Origin of the sequence: Ruegeria sp. B32 (assembly GCF_025141855.1) — a bacterium.
Lineage (GTDB): Bacteria > Pseudomonadota > Alphaproteobacteria > Rhodobacterales > Rhodobacteraceae > Ruegeria > Ruegeria arenilitoris.
This window is the reverse complement of the sequence record NZ_CP081106.1, coordinates 219,860-236,123: the sequence shown is the minus strand read 5'-3', so window position 1 is coordinate 236,123 and position 16,264 is coordinate 219,860. Positions and strand designations below refer to the sequence as shown.

23 protein-coding genes, 1 tRNA gene and 1 pseudogene are annotated in these 16,264 nt (G+C 59.7%); 10 read left to right on the top strand and 15 right to left on the bottom strand.

Going from position 1 to position 16,264, the window contains the following annotated elements; genetic code table 11:
- Window positions 1-86: 86 nt before the first annotated feature.
- Window positions 87-836, bottom strand: a complete 750-nt coding sequence (locus K3752_RS01260; RefSeq protein ID WP_260064279.1) for a Crp/Fnr family transcriptional regulator — start codon at window positions 834-836, stop codon at window positions 87-89.
- Between the two features lie 63 nt (window positions 837-899).
- Here K3752_RS01260 and K3752_RS01255 point away from each other — a divergent pair, with 63 nt between their 5' ends.
- Window positions 900-1,298, top strand: a complete 399-nt coding sequence (locus K3752_RS01255) for a hypothetical protein (protein ID WP_260064278.1) — start codon at window positions 900-902, stop codon at window positions 1,296-1,298.
- Window positions 1,299-1,393: 95 nt separating this feature from the next.
- Here K3752_RS01255 and K3752_RS01250 read toward each other — a convergent pair whose 3' ends face one another.
- Window positions 1,394-1,585, bottom strand: coding sequence for a PLD nuclease N-terminal domain-containing protein (locus tag K3752_RS01250; RefSeq protein WP_093961670.1), 192 nt, complete (start codon window positions 1,583-1,585; stop codon window positions 1,394-1,396).
- Window positions 1,586-1,772: 187 nt separating this feature from the next.
- On the opposite strand from K3752_RS01250, the gene K3752_RS01245 reads away from it, so the two are divergent.
- Window positions 1,773-2,627, top strand: coding sequence for a formate/nitrite transporter family protein (locus tag K3752_RS01245; protein ID WP_260064277.1), 855 nt, complete (start codon window positions 1,773-1,775; stop codon window positions 2,625-2,627).
- 166 nt (window positions 2,628-2,793) lie between these two features.
- Here the strand turns inward: K3752_RS01245 and K3752_RS01240 are convergent, their stop codons facing one another.
- Window positions 2,794-3,078 (bottom strand): hypothetical protein, encoded by a 285-nt coding sequence (locus K3752_RS01240; protein WP_260064276.1) that lies wholly within the window; start codon window positions 3,076-3,078, stop codon window positions 2,794-2,796.
- Between the two features lie 123 nt (window positions 3,079-3,201).
- On the opposite strand from K3752_RS01240, the gene K3752_RS01235 reads away from it, so the two are divergent.
- The 4 genes from K3752_RS01235 (at window position 3,202) to K3752_RS01220 (ending at window position 6,109) form a co-directional block, all read left to right on the top strand.
- Window positions 3,202-3,363, top strand: coding sequence for a DUF1328 domain-containing protein (locus K3752_RS01235; protein WP_093961673.1), 162 nt, complete (start codon window positions 3,202-3,204; stop codon window positions 3,361-3,363).
- 51 nt (window positions 3,364-3,414) lie between these two features.
- The gene (locus K3752_RS01230; RefSeq protein ID WP_260064275.1) at window positions 3,415-5,040 is read left to right on the top strand and encodes an acetolactate synthase large subunit; all 1,626 of its coding nucleotides are present in this window, start codon (window positions 3,415-3,417) and stop codon (window positions 5,038-5,040) included.
- A gap of 69 nt (window positions 5,041-5,109) precedes the next feature.
- Complete coding sequence (locus tag K3752_RS01225) at window positions 5,110-5,610, top strand: Dps family protein (RefSeq protein WP_260064270.1); 501 nt, start codon at window positions 5,110-5,112, stop codon at window positions 5,608-5,610.
- Between the two features lie 124 nt (window positions 5,611-5,734).
- Window positions 5,735-6,109 carry a YidH family protein gene (locus K3752_RS01220; RefSeq protein WP_260064268.1) on the top strand — a complete coding sequence of 125 codons (375 nt, stop codon included), beginning with the start codon at window positions 5,735-5,737 and terminating at the stop codon, window positions 6,107-6,109.
- On the opposite strand, the pseudogene K3752_RS01215 reads toward K3752_RS01220, so the two are convergent.
- From K3752_RS01215 to K3752_RS01190, 6 genes and pseudogenes are all read right to left on the bottom strand, one after another.
- Window positions 6,106-6,372 (bottom strand): annotated as a pseudogene (locus K3752_RS01215) (transposase); the annotation flags it as partial. The gene K3752_RS01220 and the pseudogene K3752_RS01215 overlap by 4 nt on opposite strands.
- Complete coding sequence (locus tag K3752_RS01210) at window positions 6,317-6,508, bottom strand: hypothetical protein (protein WP_260064266.1); 192 nt, start codon at window positions 6,506-6,508, stop codon at window positions 6,317-6,319. The gene K3752_RS01210 and the pseudogene K3752_RS01215, both read right to left, overlap by 56 nt.
- Before the next feature lie 10 nt (window positions 6,509-6,518).
- Entirely contained in the window at window positions 6,519-7,619 is a 1,101-nt protein-coding gene (locus tag K3752_RS01205; protein ID WP_260064265.1) for an AAA family ATPase, read from the bottom strand.
- 311 nt (window positions 7,620-7,930) lie between these two features.
- A tRNA-Arg gene (locus K3752_RS01200) sits at window positions 7,931-8,007 on the bottom strand.
- Between the two features lie 21 nt (window positions 8,008-8,028).
- A complete protein-coding gene (locus K3752_RS01195) occupies window positions 8,029-8,505 on the bottom strand; it encodes a GNAT family N-acetyltransferase (protein ID WP_260064261.1) in 477 nt (158 codons plus the stop codon).
- On the bottom strand, window positions 8,506-8,817 hold the full coding sequence (locus tag K3752_RS01190) for an ETC complex I subunit (protein WP_260064260.1): 312 nt from the start codon (window positions 8,815-8,817) through the stop codon (window positions 8,506-8,508).
- A 160-nt stretch (window positions 8,818-8,977) separates the two neighbouring features.
- On the opposite strand from K3752_RS01190, the gene uvrB reads away from it, so the two are divergent.
- From uvrB to K3752_RS01175, 3 genes are all read left to right on the top strand, one after another.
- Window positions 8,978-11,164 carry an excinuclease ABC subunit UvrB gene (gene uvrB, locus K3752_RS01185; protein ID WP_170372128.1) on the top strand — a complete coding sequence of 729 codons (2,187 nt, stop codon included), beginning with the start codon at window positions 8,978-8,980 and terminating at the stop codon, window positions 11,162-11,164.
- A gap of 1 nt (window position 11,165) precedes the next feature.
- Window positions 11,166-12,029: a DUF4238 domain-containing protein gene (locus K3752_RS01180; RefSeq protein WP_260064257.1), complete on the top strand. Its 864-nt coding sequence runs from the start codon at window positions 11,166-11,168 to the stop codon at window positions 12,027-12,029.
- A gap of 156 nt (window positions 12,030-12,185) precedes the next feature.
- The gene (locus tag K3752_RS01175; RefSeq protein ID WP_260064254.1) at window positions 12,186-12,893 is read left to right on the top strand and encodes an ORF6N domain-containing protein; all 708 of its coding nucleotides are present in this window, start codon (window positions 12,186-12,188) and stop codon (window positions 12,891-12,893) included.
- Here K3752_RS01175 and K3752_RS01170 read toward each other — a convergent pair.
- The 4 genes from K3752_RS01170 to K3752_RS01155 form a co-directional block, all read right to left on the bottom strand.
- Window positions 12,890-13,243 carry an MmcQ/YjbR family DNA-binding protein gene (locus tag K3752_RS01170; RefSeq protein ID WP_260064253.1) on the bottom strand — a complete coding sequence of 118 codons (354 nt, stop codon included), beginning with the start codon at window positions 13,241-13,243 and terminating at the stop codon, window positions 12,890-12,892. The two genes, K3752_RS01175 and K3752_RS01170, sit on opposite strands and share 4 nt — an antisense overlap.
- A 56-nt stretch (window positions 13,244-13,299) precedes the next feature.
- Entirely contained in the window at window positions 13,300-13,857 is a 558-nt protein-coding gene (locus K3752_RS01165; RefSeq protein ID WP_260064251.1) for a lysozyme, read from the bottom strand.
- A 27-nt stretch (window positions 13,858-13,884) separates the two neighbouring features.
- On the bottom strand, window positions 13,885-14,175 hold the full coding sequence (locus K3752_RS01160; RefSeq protein WP_170360267.1) for a hypothetical protein: 291 nt from the start codon (window positions 14,173-14,175) through the stop codon (window positions 13,885-13,887).
- Between the two features lie 160 nt (window positions 14,176-14,335).
- Entirely contained in the window at window positions 14,336-14,776 is a 441-nt protein-coding gene (locus K3752_RS01155; protein ID WP_170342067.1) for an excalibur calcium-binding domain-containing protein, read from the bottom strand.
- A gap of 71 nt (window positions 14,777-14,847) precedes the next feature.
- Here K3752_RS01155 and K3752_RS01150 point away from each other — a divergent pair, with 71 nt between their 5' ends.
- On the top strand, window positions 14,848-15,357 hold the full coding sequence (locus K3752_RS01150) for a HugZ family protein (RefSeq protein ID WP_170460844.1): 510 nt from the start codon (window positions 14,848-14,850) through the stop codon (window positions 15,355-15,357).
- On the opposite strand, the gene K3752_RS01145 is transcribed toward K3752_RS01150, so the two are convergent.
- Both K3752_RS01145 and K3752_RS01140 read right to left on the bottom strand, forming a co-directional pair.
- The gene (locus tag K3752_RS01145) at window positions 15,342-15,749 is read right to left on the bottom strand and encodes a universal stress protein (protein ID WP_093963399.1); all 408 of its coding nucleotides are present in this window, start codon (window positions 15,747-15,749) and stop codon (window positions 15,342-15,344) included. The two genes, K3752_RS01150 and K3752_RS01145, sit on opposite strands and share 16 nt — an antisense overlap.
- 72 nt (window positions 15,750-15,821) lie before the next feature.
- Window positions 15,822-16,142, bottom strand: a complete 321-nt coding sequence (locus K3752_RS01140) for an antibiotic biosynthesis monooxygenase (protein ID WP_093963400.1) — start codon at window positions 16,140-16,142, stop codon at window positions 15,822-15,824.
- Window positions 16,143-16,264 lie beyond the last annotated feature (122 nt).

The following is a 16,264-nucleotide window of genomic DNA, read 5'->3' as shown; positions in this document are numbered from 1 at the left end:
ACGGCTCCTCGGTCGCAAAGCATGTGATCAAGCCGCCGGCCGATTTTTCGGTCGGCGGTTCTTTAATTCCTGTCCATCCACCACGTTTAGATCAGCGGGCGCGGAACGGGTTCGGTGATTTCGACCAAGCCAAGCTCGGCCAGACCCTCAAGATCGTTGATCTGCAGCACATTGTTGGACCACTCGGCCAGACCGAGATCCTTCAGCCGGCGCAGGGTCTTGTTCGTGTGAACCAGCGACAAGCCCAACGCATCCGCAAGATCCTGCTGCCGGTAGGGCAGCGGACACCGCAAGCCTTTGGCCAATCCGACGGCCTGCGACCTTGTGTAGAAGCGGTGCAGGCTCCACGCGATCTTCTCGATCGCGCCGCGCTGGCCGACGGTTGTCAGGGCGTCGCCCAGGAAATGCTCTTCGACGGCTGCCAGGAATGTCAGGTCAAAGGCCCGATCAGGCTGGTTCTGATACAACTCGAACAGCCGCGAGCGATTGAACACGCACAGCCGCATCGCAGTTGTCGCTTCGACGGAGTGCCGCATCTCGCCCATGACCCCAGCCTGCAACCCGACCAGATCGCCGGGAAGCACAAAGCCGATGACCTGCCTACGACCGTTTTCCAGCGTTTTGTAACGAACGCCCATCCCGCTTAAAACCGTGAACAAATGCGCGGATTTCGCACCCTCGATGAACAGCTGTGTTCCGGGTTCGGCCTGCATCTCGCCAGTTTTGAAATCCTGCATGAACCGCAGGTCGTCTCCCGAGAACGGCAGGAATACATCCATCTGCCTCAGCGGACAGTCCGCACATGCGATCAGAGAAATTTTTCGTTGCTGTGTCATAGTTTATTGCGGCGCTGCGGGATTGCCCTACGGTGGCATCGAACAGATTTCAGGATGGTATTTATGGAAGCCTCTTCGCGCAGCGTAGCAGATGTTTTGATTGTTACGGAAAACTTTATCGAAGCAGCGGACATCAGTGACGCCATCCCCGGAGTTTCGACCGATCGCATTGTCCATATCCGCGAGCTGCACGCGGGTGGGCTTTTCTGGCAGGATCCCAAATTCGCCCCGGCCTTAAGCGTTCTGAGCTATCGCAGAAGCGAGACGTCATTTGACGCCGTCGCGCGTCTGTTGGTTGAACGCGGCAGTGCACTGTTGCTGTTGGACCCGTCCCCCGAGGTGCAAGCGCAATTTGAATGCGCGGCTCTGATACGGCCTTTCACGGCTGCAGATCTTGCACGCAAGATCGCAGCCATCGATTTCAGTAGGAACGGCTTGAAGGTCGGTTCAGATCCTAGGTGAGCCGGCGCAGGGCGCATTGTGGCCCCAAGATCCTTGAACCAAAAAAGCGCGGCCGATGCCGCGCTTTGATTTTGTACTAACAATTTCCGAACTTATCAGATGGCGCTGCGCGCGGCCTTCGGGCCAAAGATCAGCCAGCAGATGAATCCGATGACCGGAAGCAACAGAACGAAAAGGACCCACAGAATTTTCGCACCGGTCGTCGCAGACGAACCGATGATCGAGATTATGGCCCAGATCGATAAAACCAGGACGATCAGACCGCCGATGCCATATACTTCCACCATACCGAAGTTCCTTTCGAATTACGTGTCGTTGTTCCTACAAGGACACAACGCGATAGGTGGCTGAAAGTTCCCGACAAAGATCTGGGCGTGTTCCCAGTTCTTTCAGAAGGTTTGAGGAACTTTGTACCTGACGGAACCAAAACGACCGGCAGAACGTTGGGTTTGAAGGTCGATACATGGGGTCAAAATGTCCGATAAAAACAAAGCGCCGCGAAAAGATCTTGTCGAGAAGGAAAGTGAGCGCGAAGCGGTCGAAGAAGCGTCCGGCCTGTCTCCGCGCCTGATATTCGAGACCATCCGCCAAAACGGCGAGGAGGAACTGGACCGCCCGACCAAAGCGTTGTTCTGGTCTGGGATTGCCGCAGGCGTGCTGATCAGCTTTTCGGTGCTCGGCGAAGCGATCTTGCGGGCACATCTGCCCGAAACCAGCGGGCGCTTTCTGATCGAGAACCTGGGCTATTCCCTCGGCTTTGTCCTGGTCATCTTGGGGCGGATGCAGTTGTTTACCGAAAATACCATTACGACTGTCGTTCCAGCCATGCTAAATCCGTCCGTTGCCTGCTTCACCAAAACCGCGAGGCTGTGGGCAATCGTACTGGGTGCCAATGTGCTGGGGGCGTTTGCGATATCTGCCTTCCTGATCCATACGCCGGTGTTGTCACCAGAACTCGTCTCGGTCATCAACGACCTGAGCCACCACGCCACCGGCATGGGCGCCCGGGTTGGCTTTCTGCGCGGAATACCGGCGGGGATCCTGATTGCGGCGATCGTTTGGATGCTGCCTTCGGCACAGAACAACGAAGTGCTGGTCATCGTAATCTTCACTTGGATGATTGCGGCCGGTGACTTTACCCACGTCGTTGCCGGATCGGTGGAAATGGCGGTTCTGATGCTTCAGGGACAGTTGCCAGTAGGCGCAGCCGTTTTCAGCTTTTTCCTGCCCGTACTGGCCGGCAACATCATCGGAGGAACCGCTGTCTTCACGATGCTGGCCTACGCCCAGATAAAACCCGAAATAGAAGAAGACCCAAAGCGCGGCTGAGGCGCTTTGGGTCTTTGGGATGGCGGGCTGGTTGGCGTGGCAGTGACGAATAGCGCTGTCAGCGATTCCTGATGAAAAACCAGATCAGTAGACCGGCCAAACCCAAGCCGAGCATGGCCGGCAATACGTATTCGATGACCATATCGGTCGCGGTGTAACGCGTGTCCTAGCTGCGGTTCGCCTTGCGCAACGCGAGGCCCAGCAGGACACCCACGCCCAACGCTCCGACCATTGCCAAGCCCGGGTTCTCGCGCACGAATGCGGCACTTTTCTCGGATGTCCGTGTCAGCTGCTTTTGCGCCTCGTCGCGCGCCGTCTTCAACGTATCACGCGTTGCGGTTACGCCATCTTCCAACGCTGATTTGGCCTCCTTGGCCACTTCGTCGATCCGCGCCGCCATCTCGACATGGGGAGTGTCCTGAGGGGCCTTCTTCGCCGTTTTCTGTGTCATGTCAGTTCTCCTTTCATCGGCCCAACGCGGGCGGTCGCCAAAGGTTCCACCAAAATGATCCGGAACCAATCTGGGGTTCCAAGCGTTGACCCGTCAGTAGTCACAAAAATGAAAGGAAATCCCATGTTGTCTTGGGCGCTGATCTTTTTCGCACTTGCTATCGTTGCTGGCATCTTCGGGTTTGGCGGCATCGCGTCGGCCTCGGCCGGTATCGCGCAGATCCTTTTCGTGATCTTTCTGGTCCTGTTCATCGGTTCGCTGATCTTGCGGCTGATCCGTGGGTAAAACCCCGCGCATCCGCACTCCCTGAAACAGTACCCCGAGGTTCAAAGCCCTATGAAAGATGCCGTCCATACCCAAACCGCCGCCGAATTGCTGATTGCCTGCCTCGAGGCCAACGGCGTGACCTGTGCATTCGGTGTTCCGGGTGAGGAAACAACCGATCTGATCGCCGCATTCGACAAGTCGAGCATCGACTTCGTTCTGTGCCGGCACGAGCAGTCGGCGGCGTTCATGGCATCGGTTCACGGTCGATTGACGGGGAACCCGGCGGTTTGCCTTTCGACGCTTGGACCTGGAGCGACCAACCTTGTCACCGGTGTGGCTGACGCCACGCTTGACCATGTGCCGCTGATCGCCCTCACGGGGCAAGGCGCGCGGTCCAGGCTGGGCCGCGAAAGCCATCAGATCATTGATCTCGAAGCGCTCTTCGCGCCAGTCACCAAGTCGAGCCGAACGCTGATGGTCGCGGATGAAATTCCCCAAGTCGTGGCCGAGGCCGTGCGGTTGAGCAAGCTCGACAAACCCGGAGCCGTCCATCTTTCCCTGCCCGAAGATCTGGCCGAGGTCCCGATTCTGGCCGAACCTTTCGTGGCGCCGCCGCCAGCGGAGGTACGACCGGCAGCCGATGCGGTCATCCGTTCCGCGCGCCTGCTGGCCGAGGCGAAAAAGCCCTTGATCCTTGCAGGACACGGGGTGATCCGATCCGGCACCGCAAGCGACGTTCGGGCACTTGCGGAAAGCCTGTCTGCCCCGGTCGTCACGACATTCATGGCCAAAGGCGTTCTGCCTCCGGGGCACCCGCTCTCGCTGCATTCGATCGGTCAGCCGGGCAAAGAATTGGCATCAGAAGCCTTCGACCTGTGCGACCTGATCATCGCCATCGGGTTTGACCCGGTTGAATATCCACCCTCGAACATCTCGATGGGCGGTATGAAGCCGGTTCTCGAGATCTCGGATGTGGCCTCGACTGTTGATGTGGACTGGCCGGTAAAGGCCGCTCTGACAGGCGACCTTCCGCACTGCATCGACGTTCTGGCGAAGGCCACGGCCGAACGTCCCCCGCAAAGCTGGTTCAAAGGTCTCCAGCGGAGGATTGACGCCTCGCTGGAAGGTGGATCAACAGCTACCGATGCCGCTTGTGTCGCGCCGTCGGACATATGTCAGGCGATTTCCGAAACGCTTCGCGAAAGCGACGTTCTGTTGTCTGGCGTGGGCCTGCACAAACTTTGGGTCGCCAGCAAGGTTCAAGCGCGCCGGGCGGGGCAAATCATCATTCCGAACGGCCTGGCCGGTATGGGCCTTGCGCTGCCCGGAGCGATCGAGGCTGCCCGTCTGTTGGACGAGGGTCGGGTGATCGCCGTTTGCGGTGATGGGGACTTCCTGATGAACATTCAGGAGATGGAGACGGCGGCCCGGTTGTGCGTGCCCATTACCGTTCTGATCTGGGAAGACAACGGCTATGGTCTGATCGACGAAAAACAGCCAGGTGCGCGCGAGTTTTCCTTCGGCAACCCCGATTGGGAGTCACTGGCCCGATCCTTTGGCTGGGTCTACCACGATATCGAAAGTCACAGCAAACTTGCTCCTGCGCTGCAGGCGGCGGCTGACGTCGCCGTTCCGACCTTGCTGCGGGTATCGGTCGACTATTCGGCTGATGGCGGGATGCCGACTGTCACCTGATTTTTCCGCCGGAAGTGGAACCAAATCCGCCTTTGGGCGTTTCTTCCCCAGTAGAAAAAAGGAGTTGTCATGACCGACGCATTGAACGTTGTCCCGAACGAAAACCCCGTTTCCACTGGCGTGCGCGACACCGCACCCTTGGCCAAGGGTCTGGCTGATGTTCTGGCCGACACCTACCGACTGACTTTCAAAACACATGCGTATCACTGGAACGTGGAAGGCCCGCTGTTCTATTCAATCCACAAGCTGACCGAAGAACAGTACGAAAACATGTTCGCCGCCGCTGATGAGATCGCGGAACGCATCCGCGCGCTAGGACATCTGGCGCCCTCGCGTATGTCCGACATCCTGGATTCTTCGGCCATCAAAGATCGCGAAGGGGACTTGTCCGCCGCCGACATGATCGAAGATCTGGCCGCCGATCACGAGCGGGTGGCGCACCGCCTGCACGCCCTGACCGAGCTTGCAGGAAGCCGCAAAGACGTCGTGACCGAAGATCTGGCGACCGAACGTTCGGCATTTCATGAGCAGGCAGCTTGGATGCTGCGGGCGATCTCGAAATCAAGCTGACGGGGTGACCGGGCGCGTGTGTCGTTTTGCGACCCAACTGTGCGCGTCTTAGGTCTTGCGCAGGCTTGCCGAAAAACTGGCAAGCCTGCACATTCCGATCTGGCGGCCAGTCCAAAGGGCGACAATGTCTGACAAAAGCACGAAAAGCCAAAACTTGGCCGAGGAGCGGACCGACTGGGCCGAAGACCGCACCATTTTGGCAAATGAGCGCACATTTGCGGGATGGATGAGAACCGGAATGGCATGCGTGGCCATTGCCCTTGGCCTAAAGGCCGTATTTTCCGCCGTCGAGCCCGAGTGGCTGGCGAAAGCCGCAGCCACTCTTTTTGTGTTGATCTCCTTGCTGATCTATTGGGGAGCCTGGATGAACGCCCGCCGCGTATATTCCCGATTGGAAGCGCACAGCGCTCAACCGGCCTCCCGCTTCCACTTGCAATTGGTTGTTGGAAGCCTGTCCCTCGGATCAATCGCATGTTGTCTCGTGTTGTGGCTTGTCTAAATGAGGCGCCTGGCGTGCCCCCATCGGGTGGTACGGTTTGATAGTTGGTGTATCATCAGACTCTGGTCCACCGGCACGATGCATTCTGGCGCGAGCGGACAGTAGCCCAGTGAGCTGTGTGGCCTGACGGTATTGTAGTGGACACGCTAGTACTCGATCAGAATTCTGGCTTCCTTTAAGCCGTAGAATAGCTCGCCGTTGCGCAGTTCATCGCGGAACCGTGCGTTGAAGCTTTCGCAGCAGCCGTTTTCCCAAGGTGAGCACATCGGCCTCCCACAGGATGTCCTCGAACCCCCAGGCCTTGATCGGATCGAGCCCATGGCGCTGATAGCGGTCGAAATGCAGATCACCAAGAACCACGAGGGTACCGGTTTGGTACGGAATGGTCACATGGGTCATGGTGGTCGCCTCAGTGCAGCAAGGGGCGCATAGCCAGTGCCTCGGCGCGGTCGAGCATCCGGGCGACGGTGCGCAGGTTCAGGCGGCGGTTGGACAATGCACCGGTCTCGAAGATGGCGGCGAGGGCGTCGACAGCGGGCAGGGGAAGTCCACGCCGGACGGCTTCGTTCATGGCGAAGTCCCTCAACTGCCCCGTGATCAGATCCGGCAGGTCAAGCACCACGCAGCGGCTCTGAAAAGGTTCCGGCAGGCCCTGCGTGCTGTTCGCCGTCATCACCCAGTTGACCCAGGACATGTCCATCTTGACCTGAAAGAACGGGCATTCCCAAGTCGCCGCCGTCATCCGTTCCAGCAGCGGCAGGAGCGCATCCGTCAGCGTGTGCCGCGCGCCTTTGTTGGAGTGGACCTCGTCGGCCTTCTCGATCTCGTCGATGATGACCAGCGGTCCGGCATGCCGGTGGTTCAGGACCGTGGTGACCAGTTTGCCCGCATGGGCGCTGCCCCAGCCGCGCTGGGATCCGGTGAGCGCAAACGACGCCGGCTCCCCCGTTGCGTCAATCTTGGTCGCGGGGACCTCCAGATGATGGGCCAGTCGCCGGGCCCAGAAGCTCTTGCCGATGCCGGGCGGGCCGTTCAGGACGAGCGGGGTGAAACGGACACCCGGCAGGCCCTCACGCGCCGAGGCCCGCAGCCCGTGCCAGACGGCTTCGCTGGCGGGCGCCATCCAGGGCATCTCGGCGTGGAGCGCGGCGGCAATCTCTTCCGCCTCGTGTTCGGTGGTGATGCGGGTGACCGGCACCCCGCCACGCAAGGGCGTCAGCTTCGCACGGTTCTCCTCGCTGAGATGAGACAGGCCGGACAGGGCGTCCAGCCGCTGCACGTAGCGGTGCGCGCGACGCCGGATCTTCCGCCGCTCGGCCTCATTCAGATAGTCGAAGAACTGATCCATCTTGTCACGGCCGTCTTCATCGTCACCGGTCTGGGCGGCCTGGCGTTGCCTGCGGAGGCCGCGCAGAAATGTCTTCAGGCGCCGCTCGACCTCGTGCAGCGTCGGCAGGTCGTCTTCGAACCGCAGCGCATGGAATAGAATCGTGGTCGTGGCACGGGGCATCGCAGAATCCTTTCGTGGCGCGACAGGGCTTGCCGCGCTGGTGTCCACACCGCCGGGGCGGGCGGGGCTGATGGGTGTGAAAGGTTCCGGAACCTGTGGAACGATTAGGGAACATCTAACATGCTGCGTGTCAATGCATCCTGATTGGGTTGCGCCATCGAACCCGGCCGGAATGAACGAACCGCTACACGGCGCACAAGTTGTTGAAAGAACTGCGCTAAAAACAAAAGCAGATTCGAGTTCAATTCAAAAAACCGTTTTTTGTCGTAAAAACGGACTTTGGATGTCGAACGTCAACTAGGATCAGGAACTGGCGATCCCGGAAGGACTCGAACCCTCAACCTGCTGATTAGAAGTCAGCTGCTCTATCCAGTTGAGCTACGGGACCGCTGGGCCCTTCTTGATCGGTTTAGGGCCGGGGTTCAAGAGCCAAGCGCATGAACGCGCTGTTGGGATCGTCCCGATACCCAAAGATCGGACCGCAATAGCTGTATCCCAACGCTTCATAGAGTTTGCGTGCGGCGTCGTACTCGGCCAGATGGGCCGCGCCGGTTTCCAGAACCAGAGCAGAGATTCCGTCGGCGCGTGCGCATTCGGCCAGGTGGTTCATCATCGTCCGCGCCAAACCGCGCCCGCGCGCCTTGGCCAGGATATGGACCGACTTCACCTCGGCCGTCCCGTCCGGCAAAGCCTTCAATGCGCCGCACCCCACAAGCTCGTCGTCGTCGAACAGGGCCCAGAACCGAATATCCGGCCCAGAGAGCGCCTCGGCATCCATTGTGTGATTGCTTTCGGCGGGTCCCGCGGTTTCGCTGTGCGCGAAATGCGCCTCGACCACCGGCCGCAGCGCGGCCGAAGTCGGATCCGCCTCGCGGATGTCAATCATTCAGTGGGTCCAGGGACCGCGGCGGTCTGTTGCAAAGTTCTCGCCGTACCCGCGCTGGCGCAGGTTGGGTTTGCGCTTGTGCGGTTCGCTGACCAGAACTTCGATGCCATGATCCTTGGCATAGTCCAACGCTTCTTCCTTGGTGTCGAACTTCAGGCGAACCTGGGATTGCGTGTCCGAGGACGACGTCCAGCCCATCAGCGGATCAACCTCGCTCGCCGACGCAGGCGCGAATTCCAAAACCCATTTGCGGGTCTTGGCCATACCCGACGTCATCGCATTTCTTGCAGGCTGGTAAATCCGTGCGCGCATGTCGCCTCTCCATACTCGGTTGGTCGCGACCGTTTATGCGTCAGAGTGCGGGCGGGGACAAGATTGCAAATGCCGCAGGGCCATGCAAATGACCGGTGCTGCAGGGGTTGCATGCGGACAAAATAAGAACAAATGTAAGAAGCCCAAGCGGAGCCTGCCGATGCCCTATGCACATTCTGACAAAACCCAGCTGACCGTCGACGATGTCCGCGCCCGCCTGAAGCTTGAGGGCGGCAAGCGGTTCGTCATGCATACGGAGTTTGCACCGGCCGGGGATCAGCCAACGGCCATCAAGGAACTCGCCGCCGGTGTTTTGGACGGCGAACGCGATCAGGTGCTGCTGGGCGCCACCGGCACCGGTAAGACCTTCACCATGGCCAAGGTGATCGAGGAAACCCAACGCCCCGCCATCATCCTCGCCCCGAACAAGACGCTGGCGGCCCAGCTTTACGGCGAGTTCAAGGGCTTCTTCCCGGACAACGCGGTCGAGTATTTCGTCTCGTACTACGACTACTACCAGCCCGAGGCCTATGTGCCGCGTAGCGATACCTATATCGAGAAGGAGTCGCAGATCAACGAACAGATCGACCGGATGCGGCACTCGGCCACCCGCGCGCTGCTTGAGCGTGACGACGTCATCATCGTGGCCTCGGTCTCGTGCATCTATGGCATCGGCTCGGTCGAGACCTACGGGGCGATGACGCAGGATCTGAAGGTCGGGAACGAATACGACCAGCGGCAGGTGATGGCCGATCTGGTGGCCCAGCAATATCGCCGCAACGATCAGGCCTTCCAGCGCGGCAGCTTCCGGGTGCGGGGCGATTCTCTGGAGATCTGGCCCGCCCACCTGGAAGACCGCGCTTGGAAACTCTCGTTCTTCGGCGAAGAACTTGAGGCCATCACCGAATTCGACCCCCTGACCGGCGAGCGCACCGACACGATGGAGCAGATCCGGGTCTACGCCAACTCGCACTACGTGACACCGAAACCGACGATGCAGCAGGCGATCCTCGGCATCAAAAAGGAGCTGCGCCAGCGGCTGGATCAGCTGGTGGGCGAAGGCAAACTGCTGGAAGCGCAGCGGCTGGAACAGCGCACCAATTTCGACCTAGAAATGCTCGAAGCCACCGGCGTCTGCAACGGGATCGAGAACTACTCGCGCTATCTGACCGGCCGCGCCCCGGGCGAGCCGCCGCCGACCCTGTTCGAATTCATCCCCGACAACGCCATCGTCTTTGCCGATGAAAGCCACGTCAGCGTGCCGCAGATCGGCGGCATGTACCGGGGCGACTACCGGCGCAAGTTCACGCTGGCCGAACACGGGTTCCGCCTGCCCTCCTGCATGGACAACCGCCCGCTGAAGTTCGAGGAATGGGACGCCATGCGCCCGCAGTCGGTCTTCGTCAGCGCCACACCGGCCAAGTGGGAACTGGAGCAGACCGGCGGCGTCTTTACCGAACAGGTGATCCGCCCCACGGGCCTTTTGGACCCCGAGGTCGAAATCCGCCCCGTCGAAATGCAGGTCGACGACCTGCTGGACGAGGTGCGCAAGGTCTCGGCCAAGGGGTTCCGCACGCTGGTCACCACGCTGACCAAACGCATGGCCGAAGACCTGACCGAATACATGCACGAACAGGGCATCAAGGTCCGCTACATGCATTCCGACATCGACACAATCGAGCGGATCGAGATCCTGCGCGACCTGCGCCTTGGGGCGTTCGACGTGCTGGTGGGCATCAACCTGCTGCGCGAGGGGCTCGACATTCCCGAATGCGGGCTGGTCGCCATTCTGGACGCGGACAAAGAGGGCTTCCTGCGCTCGGAAACCTCGCTGATCCAGACCATCGGCCGCGCCGCGCGCAACGCCGAAGGCCGCGTGATCATGTATGCCGACCGCATCACCGGCAGCATGGAGCGCGCGCTTGAGGAAACCAACCGCCGCCGCGCCAAGCAGATCGCGTACAACGAGGAACACGGCATCACGCCCGAGACGGTGAAGAAGAATGTCGAGGATGTTCTGGCCGGGCTTTATGCCGGCGACGTGGACATGAACCGCGTCACCGCCACCATCGACAAACCGATGCACGGCGCCAACCTCGAGGCCCATCTGGACGGGTTGCGCGATCAGATGCGCAAGGCGGCCGAGAACCTGGAATTCGAAGAGGCCGCCCGCATCCGGGATGAGATCAAGCGTCTGGAAGCGGTCGATCTGGCCGTCGCCGACGACCCCATGGCGCGCCAATGGGCGGTCGAGAAAGCCTCGGAAGACGCGGTCCGGTCGCAGGGGCGGTCAACGGCTGGACGGCCGGGGCAGCGGGGTGGAAATGTGAAGAGACGGAAGAGGTAAATTGAATAAGCAAAAGGTTTCGAGCAAACACCACTACGTCGCTAAAGCGATACTTCGTAACTTCTGTGTGACTGGTGAGTCTCTGTATTATTTATCTAAGCAATCTGGCTCTACGGTTCCGGAGCGCCGTAACATCGACAGTGTTTTTCGGCGAATGCACTTTAACTCCTTCGAACGCAGCGATGGTTCCAAAGATGATACTATTGAGAAGTTCTTCGCATATGAATTGGACAATTACATTCCCGACTGGGTGGGTGCTTTTCAGCGTGCACTCGACACCGGCATTCTGACCTTTCCCAGTAAGGATCTTCGGTATAGGTTCATTCAATTTTTTTACAATCATATGAAAAGGTCCCCAGACTTCATTGACCCGATTGTCCAAGAGGTCGCGAAGGAGACTTTCACAGCTGACTTGGCAAGCGAATTTGAGGCCAAGTACCGCCCCTTGACCGAAGACGAGAAGTTACGTCTCAACGATGAGAACTTCAGAGCGCGGGCTTTGCGAAATAGCCGAGTAGAGAACTTTGGGCGTCAATCTCCAAAAATTCTTTCTAGGCTTGAAAAGATGAAGATCGTTATCGGCACTCCAAAGCGCGCGAACAAACAGTTCATTGTCTCCAGCAATCCTGTCGCACGGTTTGAAAATTATCCAAAGCAAGAGTTAGGTGAATTAGGTGTCGAGGAGTGGACAACGTTTTCACCAAAAATTGCAGTAGGCTTCGTCGCTGACCATTCGGCTCCCGACTGCATACTATTTGACGATAACGTCGTACGAAGGATGAACCGTGCCTTGACAAAAAATAGTCGAGCGGTTGCATCCGCTTCACAACGATTGCTTCGGTCGCTTGCAAACTCAGAGTGGTGAGCGGGCATGGGGCGGGTTTCAACCCTTCGCTGCGTTAACTTTCAATGCCTTTCGGAATAAAGTGCCCTACTGCTTCCCAACTCTTAATCCACGCTTGCCACCCACCTCCCCGTCCTCCACGTTTGAAATCACAAATTGTGATTCCAAACGGCTGCCATGACGAACGCCAAGAACCTGCCCTCTACACATGAGGTCCAAAACGCCATTCACCGGGTGCGCGGAACCCGCGTGGTGCTGGCCGAGGATCTGGCGCGGTTCTACGGAAAATCCGTCAGCGCCTTCAATCAGGCCGTCTCGCGCAACACCGACCTGTTCGAGGGCTACCGGTTTCAGCTGACCGACGACGAGGTGGCCGATTTGATATCACGGAATGTGATTTCAAAGCCCAAAGGCCGCGGCGGGCGGCGGGTCAATCCGTGGGTCTATACCGATTACGGCGTGGCCATCGCCTCGACCCTGTTCAAGGACCCGCGCGCGATCAAGATCACCCGGATGATCACCGAGGCCTTCGTCGACGGCGCCAACGCCCTGGCTGAAACCCCACGCAGCGCGCCCGAGATCCTGCCGCCCGAAGGCACTCCCGCCCCGCTGCTGCCCAATGGCGAGCAGTTGCGGGCGCTGGCCGAAAACATCCTCGATTCCGGGCAGCAGAGCCTGGTCGATTACATCGCCAACCCCACCACCAAGCGCCAGCAGGCGGTGGCGGTGATCATGAAGACCCTGGCCGAAACCGCAGGCGAAGAGGTGCGCACCCAGCACGAGCGTCTGCGCCTGCGCATCGCCGAACGTCTGGCTACGGGCGACTATGCCGATGACGATGACCGCAAGCGGCTGATCGAACTGCTGCAGGCGATGAAAGGCTAAAGCCCCAGCTCGGCCCGCATCTTTTTCGTCAGCTTGGCCACGACCATCTCGTAGGACGTCACGATGTGGTCGCGCAGGGACGCGTCGCTCAGTCCGCGTTCGTCATAAACCTGCAGCCATTTCATGCCGCGCGAGGCCAGATAGGGCGCGGGCCGGATGCCGGGCTGATCCTGCAGCACCTCATAGGCCAGGTCGGTGGCCTTGAAGGTAAAGGCGTCCTTGCCGTCGTTCCAGCCGCAGATCGCGAACACCTTGCCGCCCACTTTCCATACATCCGCATTGCCCCACTGCACGACGTGGCTTGTGGCCTTGAGAGAGGCGCAGAAGGCGTTGAATTCGTCTCGGGTCATGACGCCGATCCTGACCGGCCGGCAAGGATTTCGCAAGCAAGCATGACCTGTCGGGCCTAACCGAACAGGTCTTGCAGAACGTCGCCGATCTGCACCGTCGCCGCGCTGGACCAGTCTGGCCGATAGGACGGTTTTCGCACCTGATACTCGGTTCCGGTGCCCGTGCCCGACCAGACGCCATCGAAGAACAGAGCGCGCTCGTTGCGCCGCCGTGGGCGTATTTCAGGCGGCCGCCGCCAATACATGATCGCGCGTCGAGCACCGGCCACATCCCCGGCCTTCCACCTGCGCACCCAAACGGCCCGGTCTATGGCCCCGGTGTTGTAGTGAAAGGACAAGGCCGCGCCCAACTGCGCCTCGGTCAGGGCGTGGCCGGCAAAGGCCGTTTCCACCGCAGGCAGATAGTTGGTGCGGATGGCCCACTCATACACTTCAAAGCAGCGCCGCAAGGTCTGGGGGTTGTCCAGATAGCGCGGCCAGACCGTGTGGCCCGAGGCCGACGTGATCCCCACGCTCCAGGTCCAGACATCAACGGAATCCAGATAGGCCTCGCGCACGATCGCTTCGTGCGCGATAAGCTCGGCGGCAATACGCGGCGTGATCTTGTAAGGCATCAGGCCATCCCCGAGTGGCGGCCGATGTCACCCCTTGTCCCAATGGGCGATGACATCATACCCCATCGGCGTCGGAGGTCCTTCAAGATACTCGGCAAACTGGCCCCACAACTCGGCAACCTTGGGGGCGTTTGCGTTTGATGTCGCCTCGCTTTCGACGACCGAGATCACATAGCCGCTGCCATCCTCGTTCATCACATTCGTAAAGCAGTGCATACCGGGCATGCCCATGATCTGATCCTTCAGATCGTTCATTCGGGCCGTGGCGGCCTCGCGGGTGCCGGGCTTCATCTTGAACTGGGTAACGCGTGCAAACATGGTTATCCTCCCTCGCATGGGGTCCAGACCCCGAACCGCGGCAAACTGCCAGCGGACGGTATGATCCTACCACGTCCTGCCCAAATCACGCAGGGACACAGGCAACGCGGTCATCTGCGAGAAAAGGTTCAACCATGAAGATAGGCGTCTTCAAGGACCGTCACGGGCGGACAAATTTGGCGTTTCCGACAGCCCGGGGTTTGGGCGCCGCGCTTTGCGTGGACGCAGGAGCCTGGACCGGCACAGCCGACCGCGTCGCGGCCCGGACACTGGACTCGCATGCGATCCCGTCGCCGTCAGGGTCGTTGCGTTTGTGGTACCCAAGCTGTCCCTCGCGCATCGGTCCAAGACCAACGGAGCGAGCCGCGTCGCAACCAGCCAGCGCCACAAGGTGCATCACGGCTTCGGTCCGCTCCAGATCCGAGGTCCGGAGATATACGCCCAGCGCGATCATCCCAGTCGTCAGCGGCAGGGCCAGCACCATCAGCAGAATGCGCAGCGGGGACAGCGCATGTCGGCGCAGGGCATCAGCCTTGCGCTGGCGACGTGCCAAGCGTGGATCTGGTGCGGGTTCGTTGTATACGGTTGTCTTCAGCTTCATAAGCTTGGCGATACACCAACTATGTGGCAAAGCCGAGGCATCGGAATGACGCAATCCAGCGAGGGCGCCACGTGAACACTCGAAACCCATTTCGCCCGGTCGACGAGACTGCGCGGGAACTGGCCCTTGATCTTATCGCGCAGGCCCGTTTTGCCGCCCTGGCCGTGGTACATCCAGACAACGGACTGCCGTCGATAAGCCGCATCGCATTGGCCACCGACAGTGCTGGATGGCCGCTGACCCTGATCTCGGACCTAGCGGAGCACTCACGCGCGTTGGAGGCAAATCCGGCATGCGCGTTGCTGATCGGCGAGCCCGCTGACAAAGGTGATCCACTGACCCATCCCCGGCTGACCCTGCACTGCACGGCGCGCCCGATTCCACGGGCGACCGAGGAGCATACCGCGCTTCGGGCACGCTACTTGTCACAGCGCCCGAAGGCCGGACTATATGTCGACTTCGCGGATTTCCGTTTTGTGCGTTTTGAGATTGTCGATGGGCTTCTCAATGGCGGGTTCGGCAAAGCGTGGAAGATGACACGCGAAGACCTTTGCCCACCATCAGATCAGCGAACGACGTGAACTGCGCAGCTGGCGTGGCGCACCACATGTGTCGCGGTCGAGCCGAGCAACAGATCCTGCATCCCCGGTCGGTGCGAAGCCATGATGATCAGGTCAGGTTTGTTGGTTTCCGCCCAATCCAGGATTGTGCGCCCCGAATGGCCCTCGACCACAACGCCCTTGGCGTTCGGCAGCTTGGCGGCCAGAATGTTCAGTTCATCTTGGATCGCGCGCCGCGCCTCGGTCAGGTATTCGGCCGGCATGTAAGAGATTGCGTAGTCCGGAATATGCTCGACAACATGCAACAGGGTCACTTTGGCATCTGGCGTCGCCAACAGCTTGGCCAGCTTCAGCGGCCCCGACGTGTCACGCTCGGCATCGAAGGAAATCGGGACAAGAATATTGTGATACATGGTTGGCGCCTCCTTGAGTTTCGCGTTCAGATAGCAGTAGTCAAAGTCTTCTGACCTTGATTCAGGTCAGGATCAGTCAAATGTTTCGGCCACGTCGTACATCACCGGCTCGAAGCTTTTGCACAATTCGTTGATCTTGCGGTTGCGCTCGCGCATTTCAGGCGTTCGCAGCATGGCCAGAAAATCTTCCCGCCGCTCCCACTGCGAATAGTTCGCGATGCGGGTCTGGGCATCGTTGACATGCAGTCCGGCCGCGACAAAACCGGGCTGCTTGGAAATGAAGTTCGCATAGGCGTCGGTCAACGCTTCCAGCAGGTCCTGGCAGGTTCCGGGGGTCATTTCGAAAGTGGTGATAACGGTCTGAACACTGGCGTCTTTTGATATCTTCGGCATCGGTCATCTCCCTTGTCTGACCCAAGCCTAGCACAGGTTTTTCAAACGTCCTGCCTTTCGTTGAGCTGGCGCGAAAAAGTTTCCGAAAAATGAACCGAGCGCTAACCTTCCGTTAACCAAGG

Bases quoted from the DNA above. Each gene is read 5' to 3' on its own strand.
- K3752_RS01190 (WP_260064260.1), bottom strand. From the start codon at position 8,817: ATGCGCGCACGGATTTACCAGCCTGCAAGAAATGCGATGACGTCGGGT.
- K3752_RS01155 (WP_170342067.1), bottom strand. From the start codon at position 14,776: ATGAAGCTGAAGACAACCGTATACAACGAACCCGCACCAGATCCACGC.
- K3752_RS01235 (WP_093961673.1), top strand. From the start codon at position 3,202: ATGTTGTCTTGGGCGCTGATCTTTTTCGCACTTGCTATCGTTGCTGGC.
- K3752_RS01245 (WP_260064277.1), top strand. From the start codon at position 1,773: ATGTCCGATAAAAACAAAGCGCCGCGAAAAGATCTTGTCGAGAAGGAA.
- K3752_RS01225 (WP_260064270.1), top strand. From the start codon at position 5,110: ATGACCGACGCATTGAACGTTGTCCCGAACGAAAACCCCGTTTCCACT.
- K3752_RS01250 (WP_093961670.1), bottom strand. From the start codon at position 1,585: ATGGTGGAAGTATATGGCATCGGCGGTCTGATCGTCCTGGTTTTATCG.
- K3752_RS01175 (WP_260064254.1), top strand. From the start codon at position 12,186: ATGACGAACGCCAAGAACCTGCCCTCTACACATGAGGTCCAAAACGCC.
- K3752_RS01230 (WP_260064275.1), top strand. From the start codon at position 3,415: ATGAAAGATGCCGTCCATACCCAAACCGCCGCCGAATTGCTGATTGCC.
- K3752_RS01210 (WP_260064266.1), bottom strand. From the start codon at position 6,508: ATGACCCATGTGACCATTCCGTACCAAACCGGTACCCTCGTGGTTCTT.
- K3752_RS01170 (WP_260064253.1), bottom strand. From the start codon at position 13,243: ATGACCCGAGACGAATTCAACGCCTTCTGCGCCTCTCTCAAGGCCACA.
- K3752_RS01165 (WP_260064251.1), bottom strand. From the start codon at position 13,857: ATGCCTTACAAGATCACGCCGCGTATTGCCGCCGAGCTTATCGCGCAC.
- K3752_RS01140 (WP_093963400.1), bottom strand. From the start codon at position 16,142: ATGCCGAAGATATCAAAAGACGCCAGTGTTCAGACCGTTATCACCACT.
- K3752_RS01240 (WP_260064276.1), bottom strand. From the start codon at position 3,078: ATGACACAGAAAACGGCGAAGAAGGCCCCTCAGGACACTCCCCATGTC.
- uvrB (WP_170372128.1), top strand. From the start codon at position 8,978: ATGCCCTATGCACATTCTGACAAAACCCAGCTGACCGTCGACGATGTC.
- K3752_RS01160 (WP_170360267.1), bottom strand. From the start codon at position 14,175: ATGTTTGCACGCGTTACCCAGTTCAAGATGAAGCCCGGCACCCGCGAG.
- K3752_RS01205 (WP_260064265.1), bottom strand. From the start codon at position 7,619: ATGCCCCGTGCCACGACCACGATTCTATTCCATGCGCTGCGGTTCGAA.
- K3752_RS01145 (WP_093963399.1), bottom strand. From the start codon at position 15,749: ATGTATCACAATATTCTTGTCCCGATTTCCTTCGATGCCGAGCGTGAC.
- K3752_RS01255 (WP_260064278.1), top strand. From the start codon at position 900: ATGGAAGCCTCTTCGCGCAGCGTAGCAGATGTTTTGATTGTTACGGAA.
- K3752_RS01220 (WP_260064268.1), top strand. From the start codon at position 5,735: ATGTCTGACAAAAGCACGAAAAGCCAAAACTTGGCCGAGGAGCGGACC.
- K3752_RS01260 (WP_260064279.1), bottom strand. From the start codon at position 836: ATGACACAGCAACGAAAAATTTCTCTGATCGCATGTGCGGACTGTCCG.
- K3752_RS01195 (WP_260064261.1), bottom strand. From the start codon at position 8,505: ATGATTGACATCCGCGAGGCGGATCCGACTTCGGCCGCGCTGCGGCCG.